Source organism: Hymenobacter setariae (assembly GCF_007713685.1).
GTDB lineage: Bacteria > Bacteroidota > Bacteroidia > Cytophagales > Hymenobacteraceae > Hymenobacter > Hymenobacter setariae.
Genome location: NZ_VMRJ01000005.1, coordinates 188,310 through 212,372 on the forward strand (window position 1 = coordinate 188,310; position 24,063 = coordinate 212,372).

Consider the following 24,063-nt stretch of genomic DNA (forward strand, 5'->3'; position numbering starts at 1 on the left):
GGTCCCTTTCTTGTGGGGGTGGCACCCAAGCCAACCTAGGGCTAGCTTTACTCATCTTCTAACCCACTCGCTAGGTGCATCTCATGTGCCAATCTATGTCGTTTTCTGTTGTGCCGCGCTACCTGGCGCCGGTGCTGCTGGCCGTGCTGCTAGGTAGCAGCGCGGCGGGTGGCCCAGGCCCGGGCCCCGGGCCGGCTGCTGCCGGCCCTACGTTTACCAACCCACTGCTGCCCTCGGGCCCCGACCCGTGGGTAGTGCAAAAGGATGGCTTCTACTACGTGATGGTGACCACGGGCAATAGCTTGGTTATCAGAAAAACGGCTAAGATGTCGGAGCTTAGCCAAGCGCCCGCCACCAGGGTGTGGTCTCCGCAGCCCCAGCACGAAAACACCCGCAACGTGTGGGCGCCCGAGCTGCACTTCCTGGATGGCAAGTGGTACATCTACTACACCGCGGGCCCCGATGGGCAGAACTGCTGCGGCGGACAGCGCTCGTGGGTGCTCGAAAATGCCAGCCCCGACCCCACGCAGGGCCCTTGGGTCGAAAAAGCCCGCTTGGCTAGCCCCGGCGCCGATTTCTGGTCGATAGACATGACCGTGTTTGAGCTGCGAGGCAAGCGCTACGCCCTGTGGAGCGGCCAAGAAGCTGGCTCTGACCAGCAGAACATCTACATCTCGGCCATGAGCAACCCCTGGACGCTCACCGGCCCGCGCACGCTGCTCAGCAAGCCCGAGTTTGAGTGGGAGCTCAATGGTACCCCGAAAGTGAACGAAGGACCCGAAATCTTGCAGCACAAGGGCAAGACGTTTCTCATCTTCTCGGCCAGCCACTGCAGCACCGATACCTATGCCCTAGGGCAGCTGACCCTGACCGGCCGCGACCCACTGGTGGCTAGCAACTGGAAAAAGTCGCCAGAGCCGGTATTTGTAAACTACGCCGCCAGCTTCGCCTACGGCCCAGGCCACAATAGCTTCTTCAAGTCGAAGGACGGCAGCCAGGACTGGATAATCTACCACGCCAACAACAACCCTCGGGAAGGCTGCGGCAATCCGCGCAGCCCGCGCATGCAGCAGTTTACCTGGAACCGCGACGGCTCGCCCAACTTCGGCAAGCCCGTGGCTACTGGTAAGCCCTTGGCGCGCCCGGCCGGCGAATAAGTACCCTAGGGCCGCTGGTTCGCGCGTGCCTTGGCTCTCCGTTTTCCCACCCCCTTTTAGCTTATGCATTCTATTTCTTCGCGGCCCCTGTACCGGCTGCTTCCTTTTCTGCTGGTGGCTCTGCTTTCGTGCAGCAAAGACTCGGGCAGCGGGGGCAGCACGCCCACGCCGACCCCGACGCCGCCCACGCCGGTAGCCACCACCTTCACCAACCCACTCTTGTCGTCGGGCCCCGACCCGTGGGTGGTGCAGAAGGATGGCTTCTACTACTTCATGGCCACGACCGGTAATAACCTGACTATCCGCAAAACGGCCAAGATGTCGGAGCTGGGTACTGCCCCTAGCACCATTGCCTGGAACCCCGCCCTCACCGGCGTAGCGCAGCGCGACCTGTGGGCCCCCGAGCTGTATTTCTTTGATGGTAAGTGGTATATCTACTACTCGGCCGACCCGCTGTGCTGCGATGGCCATCGCGTGCACGTGCTCGAAAACAGCAGCGCCGACCCCACCCAGGGCACTTGGGTCAATAAGGGTCGCATTGCCAACCCGAGCCTCGACCTCTGGGCCATCGACGGCACCGTATTAGAGCTGAACGGCAAGCGCTACCTCGTGTGGTCGGGTCATGAAACGACGCCCAACCCCACCCAGATACTCTACATCTCGGAGATGAGCAACCCCTGGACGCTCACTGGCCCACGCGTCGAGCTGTCGCGCCCCACCTACGCCTGGGAGCAAAACGGTAGCCCGGCTGTGAATGAAGGCCCCGAGATTTTGCAGCACAACGGCAAGACTTTTATTATCTACTCGGCCAGCCACTGCAGCACTGACGATTATGCCCTAGGGCAGCTGACCCTCACGGGGACCGACCCGCTGGCCGCGGGCGCTTGGACCAAGTCAACCACGCCCGTGTTCGTGAAAAACCCGGCCAACAAAGCCTATGGTCCGGGCCACAACGGCTTTTTCAAGTCTAAAGACGGCAGCCAGGATTGGATAATCTACCACGCCAACACTAACCCCAACGAAGGCTGCGGCAACCCACGCAACCCGCGCATGCAGCAGTTTAGCTGGAATGCCGACGGCTCGCCTAACTTCGGCACGCCCGTGGCCATTGGTACGCCCATTACCCGGCCAGCCGGCGAGTAGGGGTAAGTTATTGACTAGTTACGCGAATGCATAAACGGCCTGCCCTATGCAGGCCGTTTTGCTAACTTCTTTTTCTATGCCAAAACAGAATTTTTGCCGCTCGCTCGCCGCGCTGGCGTTGCTAGGTACCACTCCGCTGCTGGCCGTCGGCCAAGCGCCCACTAAGGTCAAAGTCAAGACGAAGGTTAAGACAACCAGCACCGCGCCCGCAGCACGGGCCACGGCTGCCGCCCCCATCGCCAACCCCGTGCTGGCCGGCGACTACCCCGACCCCTCGGTGACCAAGGTGGGCAACACCTACTGGGCCACGGCCACGACCTCCAACTGGGGGCCCACGTTTCCGCTGCTCAAGTCAACTGACTTGCAAAACTGGAGCCTGGTGGGGCACGTGTTTCCGGGCGAGCGGCCGGCTTGGGCCGACTACTATTTCTGGGCGCCCGAAATCAACCACGACGCCAACGGCAAAACCTACGTCTTCTACACCGCGCACAAGCGCGGCGGCAACCTAGCCGTAGGCGTGGCCAGCGCCGACCGCCCCGAGGGCCCGTACCAAGACCACGGCCCGCTAGTGGGCCAGCCCGATGGCAGCATCGACGGCTTTCCGATGCAAGATGAAAAGGGCCAGCCCTACCTCCTGTGGAAGGAAGACGGCAATAGCCAAAACAAGCCCACGCCCATCTGGGCGCAGCGCCTAAGCGCCGACCGTACCCAGCTGGTAGGCGAGAAAACGGAGCTATTTCGCAACACCGCCACCTGGGAGGGCAACCTAGTGGAGGGCCCCAGTGTGGTGCGCCATGATGGCTACTTCTACATGTTCTACGCCGCCAATGGCTGCTGCGGCGCGGGCTGCACCTACGCCACTGGCGTGGCGCGGGCCAAGAACCTGCTCGGCCCCTGGGAGAAGTACGACCGCAACCCCATCCTGACCAAAAACGACACCTGGACCTGCCCCGGCCACGGTACCGCCGTCGAGCGCAATGGACACTGGTACATGCTGCACCACGCCTACCAAACCAACAGCATGCAATACGTAGGGCGCCAGGGTGTGCTCAGCGAATTTGTGTGGACCAAGACCGGCTGGCCTGAATTCCTGGCCGACCACAGCACCCCTCGAGCCGCCGCGCCCGTGCCCGCCGTGGTAGCCGACGAGTTTACCGGCGCTGCCCTAGGTGCTAGCTGGGAATGGCCAGTCGAAGACAAGCCGCAGTTTGCTTTGAGCGGGGGCCAGCTTCAGCTCACGGCGCGGCCCGATAAGGGCGGCGCGGCCCTAGGTCGCCCTACACTGGCGGCCAACTACTCGGCTACTACTACCTTGCTCAATCCCAGCACCCTGCCAGCCGGGACCAGCGCTGGCCTAGGTGCCCTCGGCGACCCTAAGAATGCTCTAAGCGTGCTGGTTGGCGACGGCAAGCTGCAAGTGCAGGAGCTGCGCGATGGCAAAACCCGCACCTTGGCCGAAGCGGCCTTGCCCGCCGCCAGCCCCGCCGTGCACCTGCGCGTGCAAGACCAAGGCGGCAGCCACTATAGCTTCGCCTACAGCCCCGATGGCCGCACCTGGACCGAGTTGCTACCCGCCGGCCAAACCGCCGACGGCGGCTACCTGCCACCCTGGGACCGCGGCGTGCGCATCGGCGTGTTGGCCCAGGGGCCGGCATCGGCCACGGCCACGTTCGAGCGGTTCGAGCTGGTGAATAAGTAGCACCACCTCCGTAAAAACCAAACAAAAAGCCCTTGCCACAATTGTGGCAAGGGCTTTTTGCTGTGAAGAAACCTATGGCTAGTGCACCAGCACCAGCCTGCCGTGCGTGACCTGGCCCGCCGAGGAGAGGCGCACGGTATACACGCCGGGGGCCCAGGTGGTGCCATCCAAGGGGTACTCGGTGGCCTGGCCAGCCGCGCCGGCTGCGTCGGCGAGGTGGCGCACCAGGCGGCCCTGCACGTCATAAACATCGAGGGATACGCGGCCGGTTTGAGTGGGCGTTACCACGAAGGTTACCCGGCCGGTAGAGGGGTTCGGGTATACCATCAGGGGCGCGGTAGTGGTAGCTGCGTTGTGCGTAGCCAGCGGCGTGGTGCCGGCCGTCTGCGGCATCAGGTCGAGGCGCCAGCGCTGGGCGTCGTTGCCGTTGTCGGTCCACTGGTGCACGCCGGTGCCGGGGTCCGAGAGGTTATTATCTACATCGAGGCAGAGGGTGGCGCCTTTGTGCACAATCTTGCAGTAACCATCACCTAGGGGCACTATTTGCCAGCGCTGGGCGTCATTGCCATTGTCGGTGTACTGCTGCACGGTGGCGCCGGGAGCCGTGCTATTGCTGGCTACCTCTAGGCACTGGTTGGTGTTGCGGTGCGTGAATTTGTAGTAGCCATCGGGCATAAGCGTAATCACCCAGCGTTGGGCGTCATTGCCGTTATCGGTGTACTGCTGCACCGCCGTGCCGGGCGAGGACGAGTTGCTAGGTATTTCCAAGCACTGCGTAGTGCCCTTGTGCGTGAGCCGGTACACGCCGCCCGACACGATGGGCTGTTCGGCGAGGGTGAACTGCCAGCGTTGGGCATCGTTGCCGTTGTCGGTCCACTGCTGCACGTTGGCGCCGGGGCTCACGCTGTTGCTGGCTACGTCGAGAGCCTGGTCGGTGCCCTTGTGCAGCAGCTTGTAAAAGCCCCCGCTCATAGCTTGCATTTGCCAGCGCTGGGCGTCGCTGTTATTGTCGGTAAACTGCTGGACGTTGGCGCCAGGAGCAATGCTGGCGTTGTCTACATCTAGGGCCTGGCCAGAGTTTTTGTTCAATAGCTTGTAGTGGCCGTCGGCTTGCACCGTAACGGTCCAGCGCTGGGCGTTGGTGCCGTTGTCGGTCCACTGCTGCACGTTGGCGCCGGGCGTCGTGCTACCGTTGTCTACGTCCAGGACTTGGTCGGTGTCCTTATGAGTGAGCTTATAGAGGCCGCCCGACACCAGCATGGGGCTAATTGGGCAGGCACTACCGGCCGCGCGCGGCGCCACGCCGTAGCTGGTCATGTTTACTTTCTGAATGCTGCCGTCGTTGTTGAACGTCAAGTGGTCTACGGCCACCTGGCGGGTTTTATAGGTCTTGTCCTGGTAGCGGTGGTACACGATATAGTAGTCATCGCAGCCCGGAAACTGAGTGATGGAGTGGTGCCCCGGCCCAAAGCGCTTGGCGTCGCTGCTCAGCACCGAGCCGCCGTAGGTCCAGGGGCCAGTGGGCGAGGTGCTGGTTGAATACTGCACGTTGTAGCTGTCATCGAACCAGCGCCCGTTCGAGTAGGTCATGTAGTAGCGGCCGTTGCGCTTCACTAGGTAGGGCGCCTCGGTGTAGTTCTGCGGGGTAATGTCGCGCGGCGCGTCGTTGGTCAGCGACACCATATCGGGGTTGAGCTTGCGCACCACCATCCGGGCACCGCTCGAGCCACCGTAGTAGATGTAGGCTTGCCCGTCGTCGTCTATAAAAACCATCGGGTCAATAACATCCTGCGTAATGTTGTTGCTGAGCGCGGGCGTCAGCAGCGGCTGGCCATTGTCGGTGAAGGGCCCGATGGGCGTGGTGCCCACGGCCACCCCGATAGACGGCGTATTGGTGGCGTTGTTGTGAGCCGTGTAGTAGTAATAGTACTTACCGTTGCGGGCCACCACCGAGGGTGCCCAGCCGTTGTAGGTGGCCCAGGTGGTTTGCCGGCCTAGGTCAAATACCACGCCCCGGTCGGTCCAGTTGGTGAGGTCGGTCGAAGAAAACGCGTGAAACTGCCCCCCTAGGGAGTTGCCGTCGGTGGTGGGGTAGATGTAGTAGGTGCCGTTGAAGTAATTCATTTCTGGGTCGGCCTGATAGCCAGCCAGAATAGGGTTGCCGCTGGTTGTTTGGCCTAGGGTCCGCAGGCTCAGCAGGAGCAGGAGGGCGAGCACGCCGGACCAAAACCGGCGCACGGGGCGGGCAGACAGTAAAGCTTTCGACATAGAAGTGAGATGGGGAAAAGGAGGAAAAAGAGCATCCGGCGCACGCCAGATACCTAGGAAAAAAGCAGAGCAATAAAAAGGGGTGCCGGCAGCTGCCGGCACCCCTAGGGCTTATTTAGCGAGCTTGTCAGCCAGCATCTTCATGAAGTAGCCGCCTACTACCGAGCGGGCCTGGAAGCCCTGCTGCTTGGCGTTAGTGGTTTCGTGCCAGTCATTGAGCGGCACGCGGCTGGGAGTGTCGTTGGCAAACTGCCAGATGGGCGCCACCAGGGCTTCAAAGTCGGCTTGGCTGTTGGCCATCGTGGCGGTCCACATTATCCAGTCCGACTTAGTATAGGTCTTGCGGCTGTCGAGGGGCAGGCCGTATTTCTGCTGGTGCTTGAGGTAGAACGCCATTTCTTGCTGGGCTACTTCGGGCGGAAACACGTTCAGGCCGAGCAGCTTGTCCCATACCAGGTTATACTTCTGGCTCCACGAGCCGGCGGGCTTGTCGAAGGTCAGGGCGTAGTGGTCGCCGTCCTGAGCCATCTGAATCCACTTTTTAGCTAGGTCGCGGGCCAGGGTTTGGTGCTCGTCGGCAGTTTTGGTATCGCCGAGCTGGCGGGCTAGCTGGCCGTAGCAGGCAATGCCCATAATGGCCTTGAGCGACAAGTTGGTATTGCGCGATAAGTGCCCGGCAAAGTCGTCGGTGCAGAGCTGGTTGGCCGGGTCGAAGCCATCGCGCTTCAAAAAGCCCACCCACTTGGTGAGCGTGGGCCAGTGCTCGCGGGCAAAGTCAGGCTTGCCATCCATTTTTACGGCGGCAGCCGTCAGTATCAGCATGTTGCCGGCTTCTTCGACGGGCATGTCCTCGCCATACTTCTGGCCATTAGCCTGCGGGTAGGTTCCTAGGTCGTGCGCCGGAAAGTCCTTTTTCCAGCGCCCCGACTCGGAGTAGTCGAAGATGAAGCGCATCATGCCCTTGGCCAACTCATTGTTGTAGAGCAAGAACAGTGGCTCGGAAGGGTAGGTGACATCGACCGTGCCGATGAACCCACCCGAGAAGTTCTCTTTCGAGAAAAATAGTACTTCGCCCTTGGGCCCGGCCACTACAGTATGCGCCGCAATAGCTTGGCGATAAGCCAGCTGGCAGAGGTCGGCGTACTGCTTGCCGCCCACGCGCTGGGCATCGGCGTACATTTTTTGGTCAAACTCGGTGGCCTTGCGGCGCAGGCGGGTGTAGTCGGCCTCGGCAGCACCTAGGGCCTTGTCCATGGTCATGGCCGCATCGCGGCGCCACCAGGGCCGCAGGTTTTGGCCGAAGTATTGCACCGCCTGCTGCTCGTCATAGCCCATCAGCAAGTGCTGCTCGACGGGCGTGGCGCCTACTTTGCCGAGGTCGAGCACGGCGGCTTGGGCCACGTGCTGGGCCTGGCCAGTAGTAGCGGCAGTGGTGCCTAGGGTGCCGGTTTTAGTAAACGTAGCTTTCAGGGTTTGGGGGTTGCCGGCGCCCAGCAGCGCCCGGCCCGGCGCGGCCAGGTAGGCATAGCCCCAGTCGATGCGCTGGTTGTCGCCGGTTTTGGCCAGCGTAGGCTGCTCGGTGGTACCTAGGGATTGCCAGTGCAGGCTGGCGGCTTGGCCGGCCTTAGTAGCTACCACCTGGTAGGGGGTGTTGGTGGCCAGGGTGCCGGCCTCGCTGAGCAGCACCTGGGTGGCGTGGGGCTTACCATCGGTGGCAGTGGCCGTATACGTCACGTAGCTGATAGGCCGAGACACAGTCTCCAGCTCATCAAGCAGCAGCGGCGATAAGAAATTGACTTTCAGCGTTACCGGTCCGGCCGCAAAGGTGTAGGTCGTTTGGGTAGCTGTAACCGTGACGCCCGTTTGGCGAGCCAACGGTAGGGCAGCGGGGCCAGGCACGGTTTCGTAGAGGCCCGCATCGAGGTATTCGCCGCCCTGGGGGCTGGTGGCGTGCATGGCCAGCACATTGTCGCCGGCGTGCAGCGCCTGCTTGGCCGCAGCCGGGATGGTAAAGAAGTCGTATTTGCTGTTGAAGCCGGTTTGCTTGGTTAGCAGCACACCATTTAGGTACACTTCTACATCGTCGTCGTGCTCCATCAGCAGACGTAGCTCGCCGCTAGTTTTGGGGTTGGCCACGCGCACCGTGCGCCGCACCCAGATGTCGCCCTCCGTCCAGTTGGTGCCGCGCTCGCTCTTGTTGTCGGTGAAGGGCGCCGCGCCCTCCTGCCAGCTGCTGGCGGCCGCAAAGCTGGCTTTTTCCCAGCCCGCCGCGGGCTGCTTAAAAGTATAGCGCGCCTTATAGGGCTGCTCGCGCACCGTCGCAATCACGGCGCGGTACTGCGGACTAGCCTTACCCATAAACTGATACGCTTGGCCATCGACCCGCACCACGCCCTCTAGGCTCTGGGGCTCGCCGGTCCAGTGGCGGGTAGGAGCACTCGTCAACTCGTCCTGAAAGGCCCACACACTAAAGTAGGGGTTGTGGGTGAGCAGCGGGTAGGCGGGGGGGCGCAGGGTTTGGGCCTGCCCCGCGTACGCGTGCAGTGCGCCCGCTACGAGGAAGAGAGAAGTGTTTTTCAAACGCATTTTCACAGGTTTTGAGTGTGTTAAAAGGTTTTAGCTATTCGATGCTTAAAAGTTGACCCGGCGTAGCGTACCCGCGCTAGCTGCATTCTGCAGCAGTAGGCCAGCAATCGGGTAAAGCGCATTGCCCGGCATTAGACCCGAAAACAGGACCTAGGGCTGCGTGAAGAGGGGCAAAGAGGGGAACCGTGGGTAGCAGAAAGCACTTGGCACTATTCCTAAGCCTGCCGCCCGTAATGGTTAGCCCGCAAGGGATGAGAAGGCTGTGCTGCTAAATGCCAAAGGGCGTGGCAGTAGCACGGGAAGCCGCCGATAGAGGCGGGTGGTAGTGGCAGGCCCTTGGCCGGCTGCTTCGCCAGGCGAGGGCGAGCGGTGAGAAGGGTGGGACATGGAAAAGAAAAGAGCAAGGAGAGAAGCTGCGCGCTGCCAAGCAGATGCGCTACCGCGGCACAAGGTAGGGCGTACTAGCTTAGCGTGCAAACGTTTGCACCTAGCTATATTTTCACTCATCTTAGCTGAAGCATTCTTATTCCGTGCAACCTTTGCACCCCCTTTTGCACTAATTTTTACAGCCTGCGGCGCGATTTCGTCCTATGCGCGCGGCTGTTTTTCGCTCTACTTCGTGGCAAAAAAACGCGCTTCCATCACGGACCTGGCCAAGCAGCTTAACATCTCCGTTTCCACTGTGTCGCGGGCACTGAGTGGCCACAGCGCCATTAGTGAAGCCACCGTGAAGCGGGTAACGGCTCTGGCTAAAGAGGTTGGATATCAGCCTAATAGTCTGGCGTCGGGGCTGCGCAAAGGCCGCAGCAACATGCTAGGCGTAGTGGTGCCGCACATCGATGGCAACTTCTTTTCGCAGGTGGTGAAAGGCATCGAAGCCGCCGCCAGCAAGGCAGGCTACCACGTGCTCATTTGCCAATCGAACGAAGACGTAGCGCACGAGCGTGAAAACTTGGAAACCTTGATGAATGCTCAGGTAGAGGGCATTCTGGTATCGCTTTCGCGCACTACGCACGAATTTAAACACTTTGAAAAAGTGCGGAAGCGCGACATTCCATTAGTGTTCTTCGACCGCATTTTAGATGGCTACGACGTGAATGCGGTAGTGCTCGACGACCGCGCAGGCGGCTACCGCGCTACCAAGCACCTGCTCGACCAGGGCTACCGGCGCATCGCCCACTTTACCGGCCCGCAGTACCTCAACATATATAAGCTGCGCCGCCAAGGCTACGAAGATGCCCTGCGCGAGTACGGCCTGCCCATTGAGGAAGAGCTAATTATCTCCGGTAGCATGGATATGGCGGCCGGCAGTGCCGGTATCAAGCAGCTGCTAGCGCTGCCCCAGCCACCCGACGCCGTGTTTTCGGGCAGCGACTTTTCGGCGGCAGGAGCCTTACAAGTGCTGCACGAGCGCGGCCTGCGGGTGCCCGAAGACATGGGACTGGTTGGGTTCAGCAACGAGCTATTCTCGCGCCTGATGGTGCCCATGCTCACTTCCATCGACCAGCACTGCGAGTTGATGGGCCGCTCGGCCACCCGCCTGCTGCTACAAATAATGCAGGAGCAGAGCCAGCACGCGGCGCCGCAGCACATTGTATTGCAGCCCGATTTATTTGTGCGGGCATCGTCGCTCCGCTCAGCGGCCAACCCCTAGCATTGCCTAGGAAAAGTACTAAGCGACGTTGGTAGAAAGCTAAAAAAGAGCTGCTAAGGCGCAAACGTTTGCACGTCGGCTCGCTACCTTCGCCGCTCTCTTCCCACTCGCGCTTTTCCTTTCATGAACGTTTTGCCCCTTGCCAGCGGCCTGCTGGCGGTGCTGCTGAGCAGCGGGGTGGCCCTGGCCCAGCCAGCCGGGCCGCTCGCCCCGCTGGCCTACCACGAGCTGGCGCCGAGCGCCGTGCAACCCACCGGCTGGCTGCGCCGGCAGCTCGAAGTGATGCGCGACCATAGCACCGGCCACCTCGACGAAACCTACCCCAAGGTGCGCGACCGCAACGGCTGGCTCGGGGGCACTGGCGATGGCTGGGAAGAAACGCCGTATTGGCTCGATGGGGCGGTGCCGGTGGCTTACTTACTGCAAGACAAGCCGCTGCTAGCCAAGGTGCAGCGCTATATCAACTGGTCTATTGCCAACCAACGGCCCTCGGGCTACTTTGGGCCGCTCACCAAGGCCGAGCAGCAGGCCGGCCACTTGCTCGATGTGCAGGGCACGCAGGGCGAAGACTGGTGGCCGCGCATGGTGATGCTCAAGGTGATGCAGCAGTATTACCAAGCCACCCGCGACCCTAGGGTTATTCCGTTCATGACCAAGTACTTTCACTATCAGCTTGCCAATCTGAAAGCGGCCCCCCTAGGGCAGTGGAGTGAGTGGAGCACCGTGCGAGGCGGCGACAACCTGCTAGTAATCTACTGGCTATACCGCCAAACGGGCGAGCCGTTTTTGCGTGACCTAGGCGAGTTAGTGTACCAGCAAACCACGCCCTGGACCACCCTCCTAGGTAACCGCGACTGGGTAATGGAGGCCGCAGCCAATCAAACTGGTGCCCACTGGATGGACCGCCACGGCGTGAACGTGGGCATGGGCCTGAAGCTGCCCGTGGTGTACGCCCAGGCCCACCCCGAGCAGCCCCAGCTCAACCAGGCCCTGCGCACGGGCTGGCGCGATATCATGACGCTGCACGGCCTACCGGCGGGCATGTTTTCGGCCGATGAGGACCTGCACGGCAACCTGCCCACCCAGGGCACCGAGCTGTGCGCCGTGGTCGAAACCATGTTTTCATTGGAGCAAGCGGCGGGCATGACGGGTGATGTAACGTACCTCGACGCGCTAGAGCGCATTGCCTACAATGCCCTGCCCACCCAGACCACCGACGACTACGAAAGCCGGCAGTACTTCCAGGTGGCCAACCAAGTGCAGGTGCAGCGCGGCGTGTTCAATTTCTCGCTGCCTTTCGAGCACGGCATGAACAACGTGTTTGGGCCCTACGCTGGCTATACCTGCTGCACCGCCAACATGCACCAGGGCTGGGCCAAATTTGCCACGCACCTCTGGTACGGCACGCCCGAGCAGGGCGTAGCGGCCCTAGAATACGCTCCTAATACGCTGACTACTACCTTGGGCAATGGGGTGCCCGTTACCATTCGGGAGGAAACGGCTTACCCATTTGGCGACGAGGTAAACTTCGCGGTTGACTTGAAAAAGCCCACGGCGTTCCCCCTAGGTCTCCGCATTCCGGGCTGGTGCACCGAAGCCACGGTGCTGCTCAATGGCCAGCCGCTGCGCACCGATAAGGGCGGGCAGGTTATCACTATTGCACGCACTTGGCGCGCCCACGACCGCCTCACGCTGCGCCTGCCCATGCCGGTGCGCACCAGCAACTGGGCCCGCAATTCGCGCGCCCTAGAGCGTGGCCCGCTTGTATACGCCCTCAAAATCAAGGAACAGTGGCAAGAGAGCAAGCACCCCGACGAGGGCCGCTACTTCACGCTCGCGCCGCAGAGCCCCTGGAACTACGGCCTGCCCCGCGCCGTGGTCGAAGACCCCGCCCGCACTACCACCGTGGCCGTGAAGCCGGTGGCCGCCAACGCCCCGGGCTTTTACTGGAACGCGGCCAATGCCCCCGTCGAAATCACTGTGAGTGGGCGGCGCCTGCCCGACTGGCAGCTCAGCGAGGGCGTAGCGCCCCAGCCCGTGACGCCGCGCGAGGGCCTCTACAAAGGCCCCGTAGACCCAGCTCCGGAGACGCTCACCTTCATTCCTTATGGCTGCACCAAGCTGCGTGTGGTGGCCTTACCTGTTGTTCCCTAGGTTATGATTTATTGGAAAGCTTTGTTTGTGAGTGCCTTGCTCAGTAGCGCCCTAGGGGCAGCTGCGCAGGCGCCCGCCGCCCGCACCTTTACTAATCCACTGAAGCAGAATGGCCCCGACCCGTGGATAATCCGCCACGGCGGGCAGTATTATTACACCAACACGATGGGCCAGAACATCACGCTCTGGAAGTCGCCCACCCTGGAGGGGGTGCAGGCTGCCGCCGGCACCATTGTATGGACGCCACCCACCGCTGGTCCGAACTCGACCCAAATCTGGGCGCCCGAGCTGCACTTCCTAGGTGGCAAATGGTACCTCTACTACACTGCCACTGACCGGGCCAAGGCGGGCGATAACTCGCGCTACGTGTTTGTACTGGAGAATGTCAGTGCCGACCCCACCACCGGCACTTGGGTCGATAAAGGGCGCGTAAATACCAAGTATTCGGGCCTCGACGGCACGGTGTTCGAGCACGGCAAGCGGCGCTATTTCGTGTATTCGGCCTACGTAGGGCCGCAAAGTGTGCTAGCCATCGCGCCCATGACGAACCCCTGGACCATCGATGCGGCCAAGGAAACGACCATCGCCGCGCCTACCCTAGATTGGGAAAAAGGTGGCGGCCGCCAAATCTTGGAAGGCCCTGAGTTTTTGGCTGGCAAGAAGGGCCAGCTGTATCTAGTGTACTCAGCCAGCGCTTGCTGGGATAATAACTACTCCCTAGGTATGCTCACGGCCCAGCCCGGCGCCGACCCGCTGCGAGCCGCCTCGTGGGTGAAGTCGCCGCAGCCCGTTTTCCATCCCTCGGCCGAAACCGGCGTGTGGGGCACCGGTCACAACGGCTTCACAACCTCGCCCGACGGCCGCGAAAACTGGCTTATCTACCACGCCAAAGCCGCGGCCGATGGCAAGTGCGAGGGCCGTAGCTCACGCGCCCAGCGCTTTACCTGGCGCCCCGATGGCTCGCCCGACTTTGGGGTACCGGCTGCCCTAGCCACCCCGCAGCCTGTGCCCTCAGGCGAGTAGCTCAGTGCTGAGTTAGGACTGAGCCAGCCTTCACGACGCCCTTAGTATCAATAGTTATTCACTACCTATTTCCCTCTCCTGCATGAAGAAATTCTCATGGTTGCTGGGTTTGGCGCTGCTCGGCGCGCCAGTTGCCCAGGCCCAAAAAGTAAAAACCAAGGTGAAGGGCAGCGCGACCCTGCCCGGCCAATCGACCCGTTGGCCCGCTGCTAAAGCTAATGCTTGGTACCAGGCTCGTCCTTGGATGACGGGCGCCAATTTTACCCCCAGCACCGCCATCAATCAGCTCGAAATGTGGCAGGCCAGCACCTTCGACGCGCCTACCATCGACAAGGAACTGGGTTGGGCCGAGGGCATTGGCTTCAATACCATGCGCGTGTTTTTGCATAGCCTAGCTTATAAAGAAGACCCGGCCGGCTTCAAGAAGCGGGTAAATGACTACCTCGCCATTGCCGACAAGCACCACATCGGCACCATCTTCGTGTTCTTCGACGACTGCTGGAACAAGGACCCGAAGGCCGGCACGCAGCCGACGCCCAAAACTGGCATTCATAATTCGGGCTGGGCCCAGGACCCCGGCGACCCCGCCTCACGCGATTCGGCGACTTTTGTGCAGCTGCGGCCCTATGTGACGGATGTGCTCACCAGCTTTGCGCACGACAAGCGCATCGTGCTCTGGGACTTGTATAATGAGCCGGGCAACAATGGCAAGGGCAACGCCTCGCTGCCGCTGCTGCGCAACGTCTTTACCTGGGCCGAGGCTGTGCGCCCCGACCAGCCCCTAAGCTCGGGCCTCTGGAACTGGGACTTGAAGGAGCTAAACACCTTCCAGGCGCTGCACTCTGATGTAATTACGTACCACAATTACGACGAGGCTCCCGCTCACCAGCGCGTGATTGACCTGCTAGAAACCCACGGCCGGCCGCTCATCTGCACCGAGTACATGGCCCGGCCCCGCAACTCGCGCTTCGTCAATATTCTGCCCTTGCTAAAGAAAAGCCATGTGGCCGCCATCAACTGGGGCCTTGTGGATGGCAAAACCAACACCAAGTATGCCTGGGACACGCCCCTGGCCGATGGCAGCGAGCCTACCGAGTGGTTTCATGAGGTATTCCGCAAGGATGGCACGCCCTACCACCAAGACGAGACCGACCTGATAAAGAAACTGACCACCAAATAGGCCCCGCCACTGCCCTGGCGCCTGGCCGTGGCCTAGGTTCGGTCGGGACACTTGGCGTCTTCATCGAGACTTTAAGGGCAGTAAATTAAGCAACTTATTGACTGATAGTATTTTCGTGAAAAAGGCTTAAAAGCTTGATTGGGGTGAGTGGCACAGCGCTTGTCTTAGGAAGGGCAGACGCGTCTATCGTTTTTCTCACTTCAGCGCTACCCGGTTTGCCGGCGCGCTGCCACTTTCCTCCAACCACTTTCTGAGCTTAATCCCATGAAAACTGCCCTGCTTTCGTTCGCCACTGCCCTCACGCTGTTTGTGACCACCGCCGCTTCGGCCGCCCCCTTTGACCACGACCGCGACCTGCGCCGGATGTCGCCCCGCGAACGCGCTCGCTACGAGCAAGCCCAGCGCGACCGGGCTCGCTTTGAACAAGCCCAACGCCAGCGTGAGCGTCAACAAGCTATTGAGCGGGCTCGCTGGGAAGCCCAGCACCGCCGCGACCGGCACGACGACCGTGACTACCGCCGCCACTAGGTAGCCGCCCCAGGCACCACCTAGGTGCTCGCAGCCCCGAGTTTCACTAGAAGCTCGGGGCTGTTTGCGTCTGCAAGGCTACTCTGGCCGAAGGTGCTGCGCTAATTCTTTTTCTGCTTTAGTATCAGCTTGGTAGCAGCTGTGTATTATTGTGAAGAAAATGTGAAGCCTCCTCGCCCGAGGGGGCTTTGAGCACCTACTTCTTTCCCACCCACTCATGACGCACGCTACTCACGCAGCCTCCCCGGCGGAGGCAATTAGTACGGGCCCGGTGCCACCAGCGGGGCCCTCGCCATCCATCTTTAGCACGCTGGGGCAGGATGCGCCATCGGGGCTGGTGGTGTTTTTGGTGGCGCTGCCGCTGTGCCTAGGCATTTCGCTTGCTTCTGGAGCGCCGCTACTAGCGGGCGTGGTATCGGGCATTGTGGGGGGCGTGGTGGTGAGCTTGCTCAGCGGCTCGCATGTGAGCGTGAGCGGCCCCGCGGCGGGGCTCACCATCATCATGCTGTCGGCCATTGCCACCCTAGGGTCGTTTCCGGCAGTGCTCACGGCCACAGTAGTGGCGGGCGTGCTGCAGCTACTGCTGGGGGTGGCGCGGGCGGGCATCATTGCGCTATACTTTCCGGCGGCAGTTATCCGCGGAATGCTGGCCGCTATTGGCATTATTTTGATTTTAAAGCAAATACCGCACTTCTTCGGCGCCGATAAGGATTACTTCGAAGACATGGAGTTTTTGCAGTTTGATGGCCAAAACACCTTTTCAGAGTTGGGCATGGCCACGCGGGCCATTAGCCCCGGCTCGGTGCTGGTAGGCGCGGTATCGCTGGCACTACTGCTGCTCTGGGACCGCCCCATGGTGCGGCGGCAAGCCTGGGCCCGGCTGGTGCCCGGCGCGCTGGTGGCGGTAGTGACGGCTGTGGGGCTCAACCAACTGCTACACGTGCTGCTGCCGGCCTGGCAGGTGCGGCCCGAGCACCTAGTGCGGCTGCCGGTGGTGACTTCGCTAGGCCAGCTCGGGCAGGCCATGCTGTGGCCCGACTGGTCGGCCTTGCAGCGCCCGGCTACCTACGGCGTGGCCTTCACGATTGCCATCGTGGCCTCGCTCGAAACGCTACTCAGCATCGAGGCCGTTGATAACCTCGACCCGCAGAAGCGCCACACGCCGCCCAACCGCGAGTTGCTGGCCCAGGGCGCTGGCAACATCGTGAGTGCCCTGCTTGGCGGGCTGCCCCTCACGGCGGTTATTGTGCGCTCGTCGGCCAATATTGCGGCGGGGGCGCGCACCCGGCTTTCGGCCTTCATCCACGGCTTGCTACTGCTGGCCAGCCTGTTGTTCCTAGGTCGCATCCTCAATCTGATTCCGCTCTCGGCGCTGGCGGCGGTGCTGCTGCTGGTAGGTTACAAGCTCACCAAGCCAGCACTTTATCGTGGGCAGTGGCGGCTGGGCTGGGCCCAGTTTGGCCCTTTCATTTTCACCATCGTGGCAGTGCTGTTCACCGATTTGCTCAAGGGGGTGAGCATCGGGCTGGTGCTTGGTTTCTTCTTCATTCTCAAGGATAATGCTAAGGCCGGCTCTTACCTGCGCCAAGACCCAAACCGCGACGCCGATGCCGATGACCGCCTGCACCTGCACTTGCCCGAGCACGTATCATTTCTCAACAAAGCCAGTATAGTAACCACCCTTGAGCAGCTGCCCACCGGCAGCCGCGTATTGCTCGACGGCTCCCGCTCCGACGTTATTGACCACGACGTGCTCGAGGCCATTGAGGCTTTCCGGCAGGCCGCCCCGGCCCGCGGCATCGAGCTAGAGCTGCGCGGCATTCGGCAGGTGGCGCTGGCGGGGCACTAGGCCCTAGGTCAGCTTTTTACTTTTTACTTTTAACACCCTTCACAAGTCTATGCCGAAGCAAGCAAACGCAACCCAAGAAGTTGCGGGCATTCAAACCATTCTAGACAATAACAAGCAGTGGGTTGCCACTAAAAACGCGCAGGACCCCGACTTCTTTGCCAACCTGGCCAATGGCCAAACGCCGCGCTACCTGTTCATCGGCTGCTCCGACTCGCGGGTGCCGGCCTCAGGCATCACGGGCACGGGCCCGGGCGAAATGTTTGTGCACCGCAACATTGCCAACATGGTAGTGCACACCGACATGAACCTGCTGAGCGTGCTGCAATATGCCGTAGAGGTGCTGGGCGTGCAGGACATTATGGTGGTGGGCCACTATGGCTGTGGCGGCGTGGCCGCAGCCGCCAGCAACAAGCAGTACGGTCTGATTGACAACTGGCTGGTCAATATCCGCGACGTGGTGCGCCTGCACGAAACCGAGCTATTGCGCATTGCCGACGAAAAGCAGCGCCTGCGCCGCATGGTCGAGCTCAATGTAATGGAGCAGGTGCGCAACCTGGCCAAGACCAACATCATTCAAAATGCCATGCGCAGCGAGAAACCGCCGCGCTTGCACGGCCTGGTGTATGACATCGCCGACGGTGTGCTCAAGGACTTAGAAATGAGCGAGCAGCTATTCTTGCACGACATGGCTCACATCTATAGCACGCAGGCGGCGCCGCTGGCCCAAGCCCCAAACCCCAGCGAGCCCGCCAACGATGGGCGGAGCGATACCTACGACGGCCCGCAGCACGACCCCAGCCAAGTGCCCGCCGACCAGGTGATAACGGCGTAAGAAAACGCGGAAACCAACAAAGCGCCTGTCAGGCTGTGCCTCATTTGAGAAACAGCCCGGCAGGCGCTTTGGTGTATGAAAGTGGCTTTGGCTAACCTAGGGCGAAGATTAGTATGAATAATGGGGCTCACTGCTCGTGGTACCCCACCCCCGGCCCCTCCCCTCCGGGAGAGGGGTGCCTGACGACTGAATAACGTAAGCGCACGTTTGCTCGCAGTCGGCTCCCCTCTCCCGGAGGGGAGGGGCCGGGGGTGGGGTACCGCGCCAGTGCCTCTACTCGCCTGGATAGCGCAATCCGATTTGAGTGCGTATCGTGTCAAGTAATTGCATTTGCTCTAGGCTAAAGCTGAGGGGGAGCAGCGGACTTTCGAGCAAGCCTTGCGCTAGGCACTCTTGCACATGCGCCGCCTCGTAATGATACCCTAGGCCCTGTTTTTCGCATGGAATTTCCTGCGGCTGGTCCTGGTCGTACAGCTTCAGCAGCACGCCGTGGGGCGCGTGGAAGCGGCCTAGGAGCTGCAAGTGCCCCTTAGTGCCGTAGAGCACGCAGCGGTTTTCGGTAACGGCGGCGATGGTCGAAAACAGGGTGGCCGTGGCCCCGCTGGCGTAGGCCAGTGCTATGGCGCAGTTTTGGTCGACGCCGGTGCCGGTGGGCGTAGCCACGGCGCGCACATCGGCCGGCTGCCCCAGAAATAGCTGGCTGATAAAGAGTGGATACACTCCAATATCGAGCAGCGAGCCGCCGGCCAAGGCGGGGTTGAAAAGCCGGCCTTCCGGTTTGAATTCAGTCCGGAAGCCAAAGTCGGCTACCAGGTGCATGACCTCACCAATGGTGCCGGCCTGCACCAGTTCCAAAGCCTTATAAATGGCTGGAAAAAAGCGCGTCCAGAAGGCTTCCATTAGAAATACGCCACCTTGGCGAGCGGCAGCTATCACTTCCTGCGCCTGGGCCGCGTTTTGAGTAAAGGCTTTTTCGCAGAGCACCGGCAGGCCCGCCCGCAAGCACAGCAGGGCGTGCGCGTGGTGCTCCGAGTGCGGCGTGGCAATGTACACCGCGTCGATGCCGGGCACGGCCAGTAGCTCGTCGTAGCTGCCCACGGCGTGGGGGGCGCCGTAGGTGGCGGCAAACTCCTGGGCCTTAGCTAGGCTGCGCGAGGCAACGGCGTGCAGCTTGGTATTGGGCACGAAGGCGAGGTCTTGGGCAAACTTGTGGGCGATGTGGCCGGGGCCCAGAATGGCCCAGTTGTAGGTGCGCATGGCTACGTAGCGAGAGGGTAGGAGAGGGCCGCAAGGTAGGGCCAGCCGGCCACGAGCGCGGTGCATTACGGCTCAGAACTGCCTGCTGCGGCCACAACTTGTTGCAGGAGGCGGCTTACCTTTGAAACTACGCGGTGCGGGCTGGGCGTGGGTGCGGCATTCTGTAGCAGCATCTTACCAGCTTAGCCGCTCCTGTGCTTCCGCTATGAATCCACCCGCTGCTTTGCTCGCCTGCGTCATCATCGACGACAACGAGATTAACCGCTTTACCCTAGAGCGCGCCGTGCAGCGCCACGACCAGCTCACGCTGGCCGCCTCGTTTCCTGATGCCGTGGAGGCACTCACCTACTTCCATGGCGGTGGCCCGGCCGATGTGCTGCTGCTCGACATTGAAATGCCGCACATTAGTGGCCTAGAGCTTGTAAAGTTGCTGCCCGAGCCCAAGCCGGCCGTGATACTGGTCACCACCCACGCCTCTTTCGCGGTCGATGCCTTCGAGCTGCGGGTGCTTGACTACCTCGTGAAGCCTGTGAACTACGCGCGCTTTTGCCAAGCCATTGCCCGCGTTACAGAGCTGCAGCCGGCGCCGGCTCCGCCGCCCACTGCTGCCCCCGTGGCGCCGGTGGCCGTGCCTAGCGACATCTCGGCGGCGGGCACCGATATGTTTGTGAAAACCAACGGCAAGCTGCTGCGCATCAATTTTGAAGACGTGCTTTATATCGAGGCGCTCTCGACGTATGTGCTGCTCGTCACCGATAAGCAAAAGCACATTGTGGGCGGCACTCTTAAGAATATGGAGGAGCGGCTACCTTTCCGACACTTTGTGCGCGTGCACCGCTCCTACATTGTCAATCTGCACCGCGTGGAAGCGATGGAGGACAACATGCTCAAGCTCGGTCAACACGAAGTACCTGTAAGCCGCGCCTACCAAGATGAGCTGGTGCAGCGCCTACAGGCACTGTAAAACAGTCCTAGGAGAGGGAGCGCCCGCAGGCAAGTGTAAGTGAACGTGACCAGTCGCCCGGCTCCCCTCTCCCGGAGGAGAGGGGGTGAGGTAACCCCGCTTAAGTTAGCGTAAAGCCTAGGCCTCTGGCGCAGCAGGTAGCGCCTCGGGCAGGGCCTCAAGCACGCGCGTGAGCTGGCGCACTAGCTGCTGCACGGCGTCTTCGCGGGCTTTGTCGGGCTGGGTGCCGGGGCGGAGCGGCTCTAGCAGCAGTTGCAGCGGCGCTGCGATACCCACGATGCCGAACTGCACTAGATTAGGCTTGATGTGATGTATCAGCTTGGCTACTTGTGCCCATTGCCCGGCTGCCGCCGCCGCCTGCGCCTGCTGCAGCACCGGCGGCACATGCAGCAAAAATGACCGCACCACGCGCTCCACGAAGGCTTCTTCGCCATCGGCCAACTCGTGCACCTGGGCCAGGTTGTAGAGAGGGGCGGCGGGCGCCTGCACCAGCGCCACCAGCTTGCGGTAAAACTCGTCTTCCTTGAACGGCTTGGTGAGGCAGTCGTTGATGCCGGCCTTGAGGTAGCGGTCGAGGTCGGCCCGGAAAGCGTTGGCAGTGAGGGCCAGCACGGGCACCTGCGCCCGCTCGGGGTCGGGGTGCAGGCGTAGCTGCTTGGTGGCTTCCACACCGCTCATGCCGGGCATCTGGATATCCATGAGCACCGCGTCGTAGGAGCGCTCGGCGTGGAGCGCCAGGGCCGCGTGGCCGTCGGCGGCTTCATCTACCACCACGCCCCAGCCGTGCAGCACTCGGCGCACCACTTCGCGGTTGATACCGTTGTCTTCGGCCACCAGCACCCGGCGGCCGCGCAGGGCGCCCGTGTCGAGCAGCACCGGCCTAGGGGCGATTTCGACGCCCTGCGCCCGCGGCAAGGTTACGCTGAACTGGAACGTGCTGCCGCTGCCGGGCTGACTGTCCACGACAATAGTGCCGCCCATTTGCTCGACCAGTGCCCGCGCTATACCTAGGCCCAGGCCAGTGCCGCCAAAGCGCCGAGCCGTGTCGGTATCGGCCTGCACGAAGTCCTCAAAAATCAAATCCAGCTTATCGGCCGCAATGCCCATGCCCGTGTCAGTAACCCGGAAGCTGGCCGTGAGATGAGTGTCGGTTTGACTCAGCACGTAGGCGCCCACCGAAATACTGCCTGGCGCCGCTGTAAACTTGATGGCGTTGGATACCAAGTTGAGCAGCACTTGGTTGAGGCGGTAGGCATCGCCTATCACCCTAGGTAGCGGCTCGGGTTGCAGCAGTAGGGCCATGTGAAAAGCCAAGCCCTTTTCCTCGGCCTGCACGGCCAGCGGCTGCAACGCTTCCTCCACCGACTCGCGCAAATCGAACGACACCTGCTCCATTTCGAGCCGGGCGGCGCTGATTTTGGTCATGTCCAGCACCTCGTTCAGTACCGATAGCAGGTGCTCGCCCGAGGCCTGAATGATGCGCAGCAGCTCGCGCTGGTCGGGCCCTAGGTCGGTTTTAGTGAGCTGCCTGGCCATGCCGAGCACCCCATTCATGGGCGTGCGGATTTCATGGCTGAGGTTGGCCAAAAACGATTCTTTGGCCCGCGCCGAGGCCTCGGCTACTTCCTTTCCGCGCCGCAGCTCAGCCTCGGCCTGCACGCGCTCAGTAAGGTCGAGCACACAAAGCAAGATGTAAGGCGAATGCCCTGGCTGGTCGAGGCGGTGGGCCCGGTAAAGCAGCTGCCGGGGCTGCCCATCGCGCGGCAGCACGGCCCATTGCCCGGCCGCCAGCGCATCGGCGGCGAGCTGCGCCAGGTAAGCTGACCACGCTAGGGTTGAGTCGGCGCTAGGCAGCACCTCGCTGAGGCGGCAGCCGGCCAAGTGCTGAGCGGGCCACTGCAAAAGCTGGGCAAAAGTTTGGTTGCAAGCCAGCAGCACACCTTGCTCGTCGTGCATGGCCGCGGGCAGCGGAAAATTGTCGAGCAGCTGGGCTTGCAGCGTTTCACCTAGCGAACTAACCCCTAGGGTCGGCGCGGCCGGTGACACGGCGGTCCCGACCAAGCGATAGCTGAACAGCTCGGAGCGCGCTGCCCCGCTGGGGGCGGGCAGCAGCAGATAGTCTTGGGCCAGCACGCGGCCATCGCGCAGGGGCACGGCCTCGCCCAGCACGGGCACCTGGTCCGCGCGCTGCGCGCGCAGCTGCTGGGTAAACTCGGTAGGGTGCGCGGCCAGGTGCTGCAGGCGAGCAAACAGTGCATTAGCCGACTGGCCGGCCCAAAACTCGGGCCCTTCGGGGCTGCCTATCAGGTAACACAAGGCCTCGTTTACGCGGATTATGGTACCCGTGGGGCCCACCAGCAGGCGGCCCGGCTCAGCCTGCTCTAGCAACTCGGCCAGGCGGTGCTCGGCGGCCGTGGCGCGCTCGGTGGCGGCGTGCAGGGCGCGCTCCAGCTCCGCAATGCGGGCGGCGGCATCGGGAGCGGCGAGGGGAGGAGTAGCGTCGAACGGCATCGGAAACGGGAGGAGGGCGCCGGCCCGGCCGTAGCGGGCGCGCATAGCATGTCTACTACAAAAAAACCGCCGGCTGCTAACCTAGGGCGAGCTAGCGCACCACTACCGCACGGCGCGCAGATTCACTCGCTGTAAAAATACGTTCACTCGCATCAAAAAAGGCCCCAGCCAGCGGAAACCTTAGCCCCCCTCCAACGCCCTGCCCTAACATTGTATCATCAAACGGGGCGGCACAATAACCACCACAACTCAAACAGCTAAGTTAGTCGAATCATAAAGTTATCTTATTATTTTATAGAAGTTTACCTTAAGTCCCTCTCACCTTTTTTTCCGCAACGCAATGGCTTACTCAATCACTTCACCCGCTGGTAAAACCGTCCAGGAAATCATCAATTCGCTGCCTAGCCTGATGGCCGTAGCCGTGGTAGACATTCAATCGGGCATGGCCCTGGCCTCGCACTCCAACGTGGCTAGCCTCAACCCCGAAACTGCTGCCGCCTACAACACCGAAGTGGTGAAGCAAAAGCAGAAAGCCATGACCGCTCTTAAGCTGCAAGGTGAAAAAATCGAGGACATCCTGATGACGCTCACCAACCAGATGCACCTCATCAAGCTCTCCGACGACGGCAAGAAATTCATCTACCTCGTGGCCAACTCCCGCGATACCAACCTCGCCATTGCCCGCGACGTGATGCGCCAGGGCGCCGAAATGCTCAACTAATTTGCTCTAGGGTATTATTGGGTTATATTATACTGGTTGTCAATACTTAATAAATTTTTAACTTACCTTTTTATCACAGCGGGCTTTTGACGAAGGCCGTTTTTCTTCAGCTTTTTACCTTTCACAATTATGGCTTACAACGTTTCTCTTCCCGCCGGCCAAGCCGTCCAGAACATCCTCAACGACCTGCCCGGCCTGCTTGCCGTGGCCGTAGTAGACATCAGCTCGGGCATGGCCCTGGCCTCGCACTCCAACGTGGCTAGCCTCAACCCCGAAACCGCCGCTGCTTACAACACCGAAGTGGTGAAGCAGAAATTTAAGGCCATGAGCGCCCTCAAGCTGCAAGGTGAAACGATTGAGGACATCCTCATCACCCTCAGCAACCAGCTGCACCTTATCAAGCTGGTAGGCGATGGCAAGAAGTTTATCTACCTCGCAGTGAGCTCGCGCGACACCAACCTCGCCATTGCTCGCGAAGTAGTGCGCGCCCAAACCGACCTGCTCAAGTAAGGTCTGGCTTCGCGCCAACTTGATTAC

At 61.4% G+C, this 24,063-nt stretch carries 18 protein-coding genes; 13 read left to right on the plus strand and 5 right to left on the minus strand.

Translation table 11 applies throughout. The annotated features are described in order from the left end of the window. The first annotated feature begins 95 nt into the window (after positions 1-95). The 3 genes from FNT36_RS19405 (at position 96) to FNT36_RS19415 (ending at position 3,999) form a co-directional block, all read left to right on the plus strand. Positions 96-1,157 carry a glycoside hydrolase family 43 protein gene (locus FNT36_RS19405; protein WP_233636075.1) on the plus strand — a complete coding sequence of 354 codons (1,062 nt, stop codon included), beginning with the start codon at positions 96-98 and terminating at the stop codon, positions 1,155-1,157. Between the two features lie 63 nt (positions 1,158-1,220). Next, the gene (locus FNT36_RS19410; protein ID WP_144851166.1) at positions 1,221-2,300 is read left to right on the plus strand and encodes a glycoside hydrolase family 43 protein; all 1,080 of its coding nucleotides are present in this window, start codon (positions 1,221-1,223) and stop codon (positions 2,298-2,300) included. Between the two features lie 76 nt (positions 2,301-2,376). Beyond that, positions 2,377-3,999 (plus strand): family 43 glycosylhydrolase, encoded by a 1,623-nt coding sequence (locus FNT36_RS19415; RefSeq protein WP_144851168.1) that lies wholly within the window; start codon positions 2,377-2,379, stop codon positions 3,997-3,999. Positions 4,000-4,077: 78 nt separating this feature from the next. On the opposite strand, the gene FNT36_RS19420 is transcribed toward FNT36_RS19415, so the two are convergent. The 3 genes from FNT36_RS19420 to FNT36_RS25665 all read right to left on the minus strand — a co-directional run bounded on the left by FNT36_RS19420 (position 4,078) and on the right by FNT36_RS25665 (position 9,240). Next, positions 4,078-6,267, minus strand: a complete 2,190-nt coding sequence (locus tag FNT36_RS19420) for an RICIN domain-containing protein (protein WP_144851170.1) — start codon at positions 6,265-6,267, stop codon at positions 4,078-4,080. 111 nt (positions 6,268-6,378) lie between these two features. Further along, positions 6,379-8,853: a glutaminase family protein gene (locus FNT36_RS19425; protein ID WP_144851172.1), complete on the minus strand. Its 2,475-nt coding sequence runs from the start codon at positions 8,851-8,853 to the stop codon at positions 6,379-6,381. 237 nt (positions 8,854-9,090) lie between these two features. Beyond that, on the minus strand, positions 9,091-9,240 hold the full coding sequence (locus FNT36_RS25665) for a hypothetical protein (protein ID WP_233636076.1): 150 nt from the start codon (positions 9,238-9,240) through the stop codon (positions 9,091-9,093). Positions 9,241-9,472: 232 nt separating this feature from the next. On the opposite strand from FNT36_RS25665, the gene FNT36_RS19430 reads away from it, so the two are divergent. The 7 genes from FNT36_RS19430 to FNT36_RS19460 all read left to right on the plus strand — a co-directional run bounded on the left by FNT36_RS19430 (position 9,473) and on the right by FNT36_RS19460 (position 18,073). Next, the gene (locus FNT36_RS19430; protein WP_233636077.1) at positions 9,473-10,507 is read left to right on the plus strand and encodes a LacI family DNA-binding transcriptional regulator; all 1,035 of its coding nucleotides are present in this window, start codon (positions 9,473-9,475) and stop codon (positions 10,505-10,507) included. Between the two features lie 123 nt (positions 10,508-10,630). Next, positions 10,631-12,661, plus strand: a complete 2,031-nt coding sequence (locus FNT36_RS19435) for a beta-L-arabinofuranosidase domain-containing protein (protein WP_144851177.1) — start codon at positions 10,631-10,633, stop codon at positions 12,659-12,661. 3 nt (positions 12,662-12,664) lie between these two features. Beyond that, on the plus strand, positions 12,665-13,684 hold the full coding sequence (locus FNT36_RS19440; protein WP_144851179.1) for a glycoside hydrolase family 43 protein: 1,020 nt from the start codon (positions 12,665-12,667) through the stop codon (positions 13,682-13,684). An 82-nt stretch (positions 13,685-13,766) separates the two neighbouring features. Further along, positions 13,767-14,864: a glycoside hydrolase 5 family protein gene (locus FNT36_RS19445; RefSeq protein ID WP_144851181.1), complete on the plus strand. Its 1,098-nt coding sequence runs from the start codon at positions 13,767-13,769 to the stop codon at positions 14,862-14,864. 264 nt (positions 14,865-15,128) lie between these two features. Next, entirely contained in the window at positions 15,129-15,392 is a 264-nt protein-coding gene (locus FNT36_RS19450) for a hypothetical protein (protein WP_144851183.1), read from the plus strand. 217 nt (positions 15,393-15,609) lie between these two features. Next, a complete protein-coding gene (locus FNT36_RS19455; RefSeq protein ID WP_144851184.1) occupies positions 15,610-17,241 on the plus strand; it encodes a SulP family inorganic anion transporter in 1,632 nt (543 codons plus the stop codon). A gap of 49 nt (positions 17,242-17,290) precedes the next feature. Continuing rightward, positions 17,291-18,073: a carbonic anhydrase gene (locus FNT36_RS19460; protein ID WP_233636078.1), complete on the plus strand. Its 783-nt coding sequence runs from the start codon at positions 17,291-17,293 to the stop codon at positions 18,071-18,073. 273 nt (positions 18,074-18,346) lie between these two features. On the opposite strand, the gene FNT36_RS19465 is transcribed toward FNT36_RS19460, so the two are convergent. Beyond that, positions 18,347-19,396, minus strand: coding sequence for a Gfo/Idh/MocA family protein (locus tag FNT36_RS19465; protein ID WP_233636079.1), 1,050 nt, complete (start codon positions 19,394-19,396; stop codon positions 18,347-18,349). Between the two features lie 139 nt (positions 19,397-19,535). On the opposite strand from FNT36_RS19465, the gene FNT36_RS19470 reads away from it, so the two are divergent. After that, on the plus strand, positions 19,536-20,294 hold the full coding sequence (locus FNT36_RS19470; RefSeq protein WP_144851186.1) for a LytR/AlgR family response regulator transcription factor: 759 nt from the start codon (positions 19,536-19,538) through the stop codon (positions 20,292-20,294). Between the two features lie 117 nt (positions 20,295-20,411). On the opposite strand, the gene FNT36_RS19475 is transcribed toward FNT36_RS19470, so the two are convergent. After that, on the minus strand, positions 20,412-22,850 hold the full coding sequence (locus FNT36_RS19475; RefSeq protein WP_144851188.1) for a hybrid sensor histidine kinase/response regulator: 2,439 nt from the start codon (positions 22,848-22,850) through the stop codon (positions 20,412-20,414). 295 nt (positions 22,851-23,145) lie between these two features. Between FNT36_RS19475 and FNT36_RS19480 the strand changes: the two genes are divergently transcribed. Beyond that, entirely contained in the window at positions 23,146-23,526 is a 381-nt protein-coding gene (locus FNT36_RS19480; protein ID WP_144851190.1) for a hypothetical protein, read from the plus strand. Between the two features lie 129 nt (positions 23,527-23,655). Then, positions 23,656-24,036: a hypothetical protein gene (locus tag FNT36_RS19485; RefSeq protein WP_144851192.1), complete on the plus strand. Its 381-nt coding sequence runs from the start codon at positions 23,656-23,658 to the stop codon at positions 24,034-24,036. Positions 24,037-24,063: the final 27 nt, after the last annotated feature.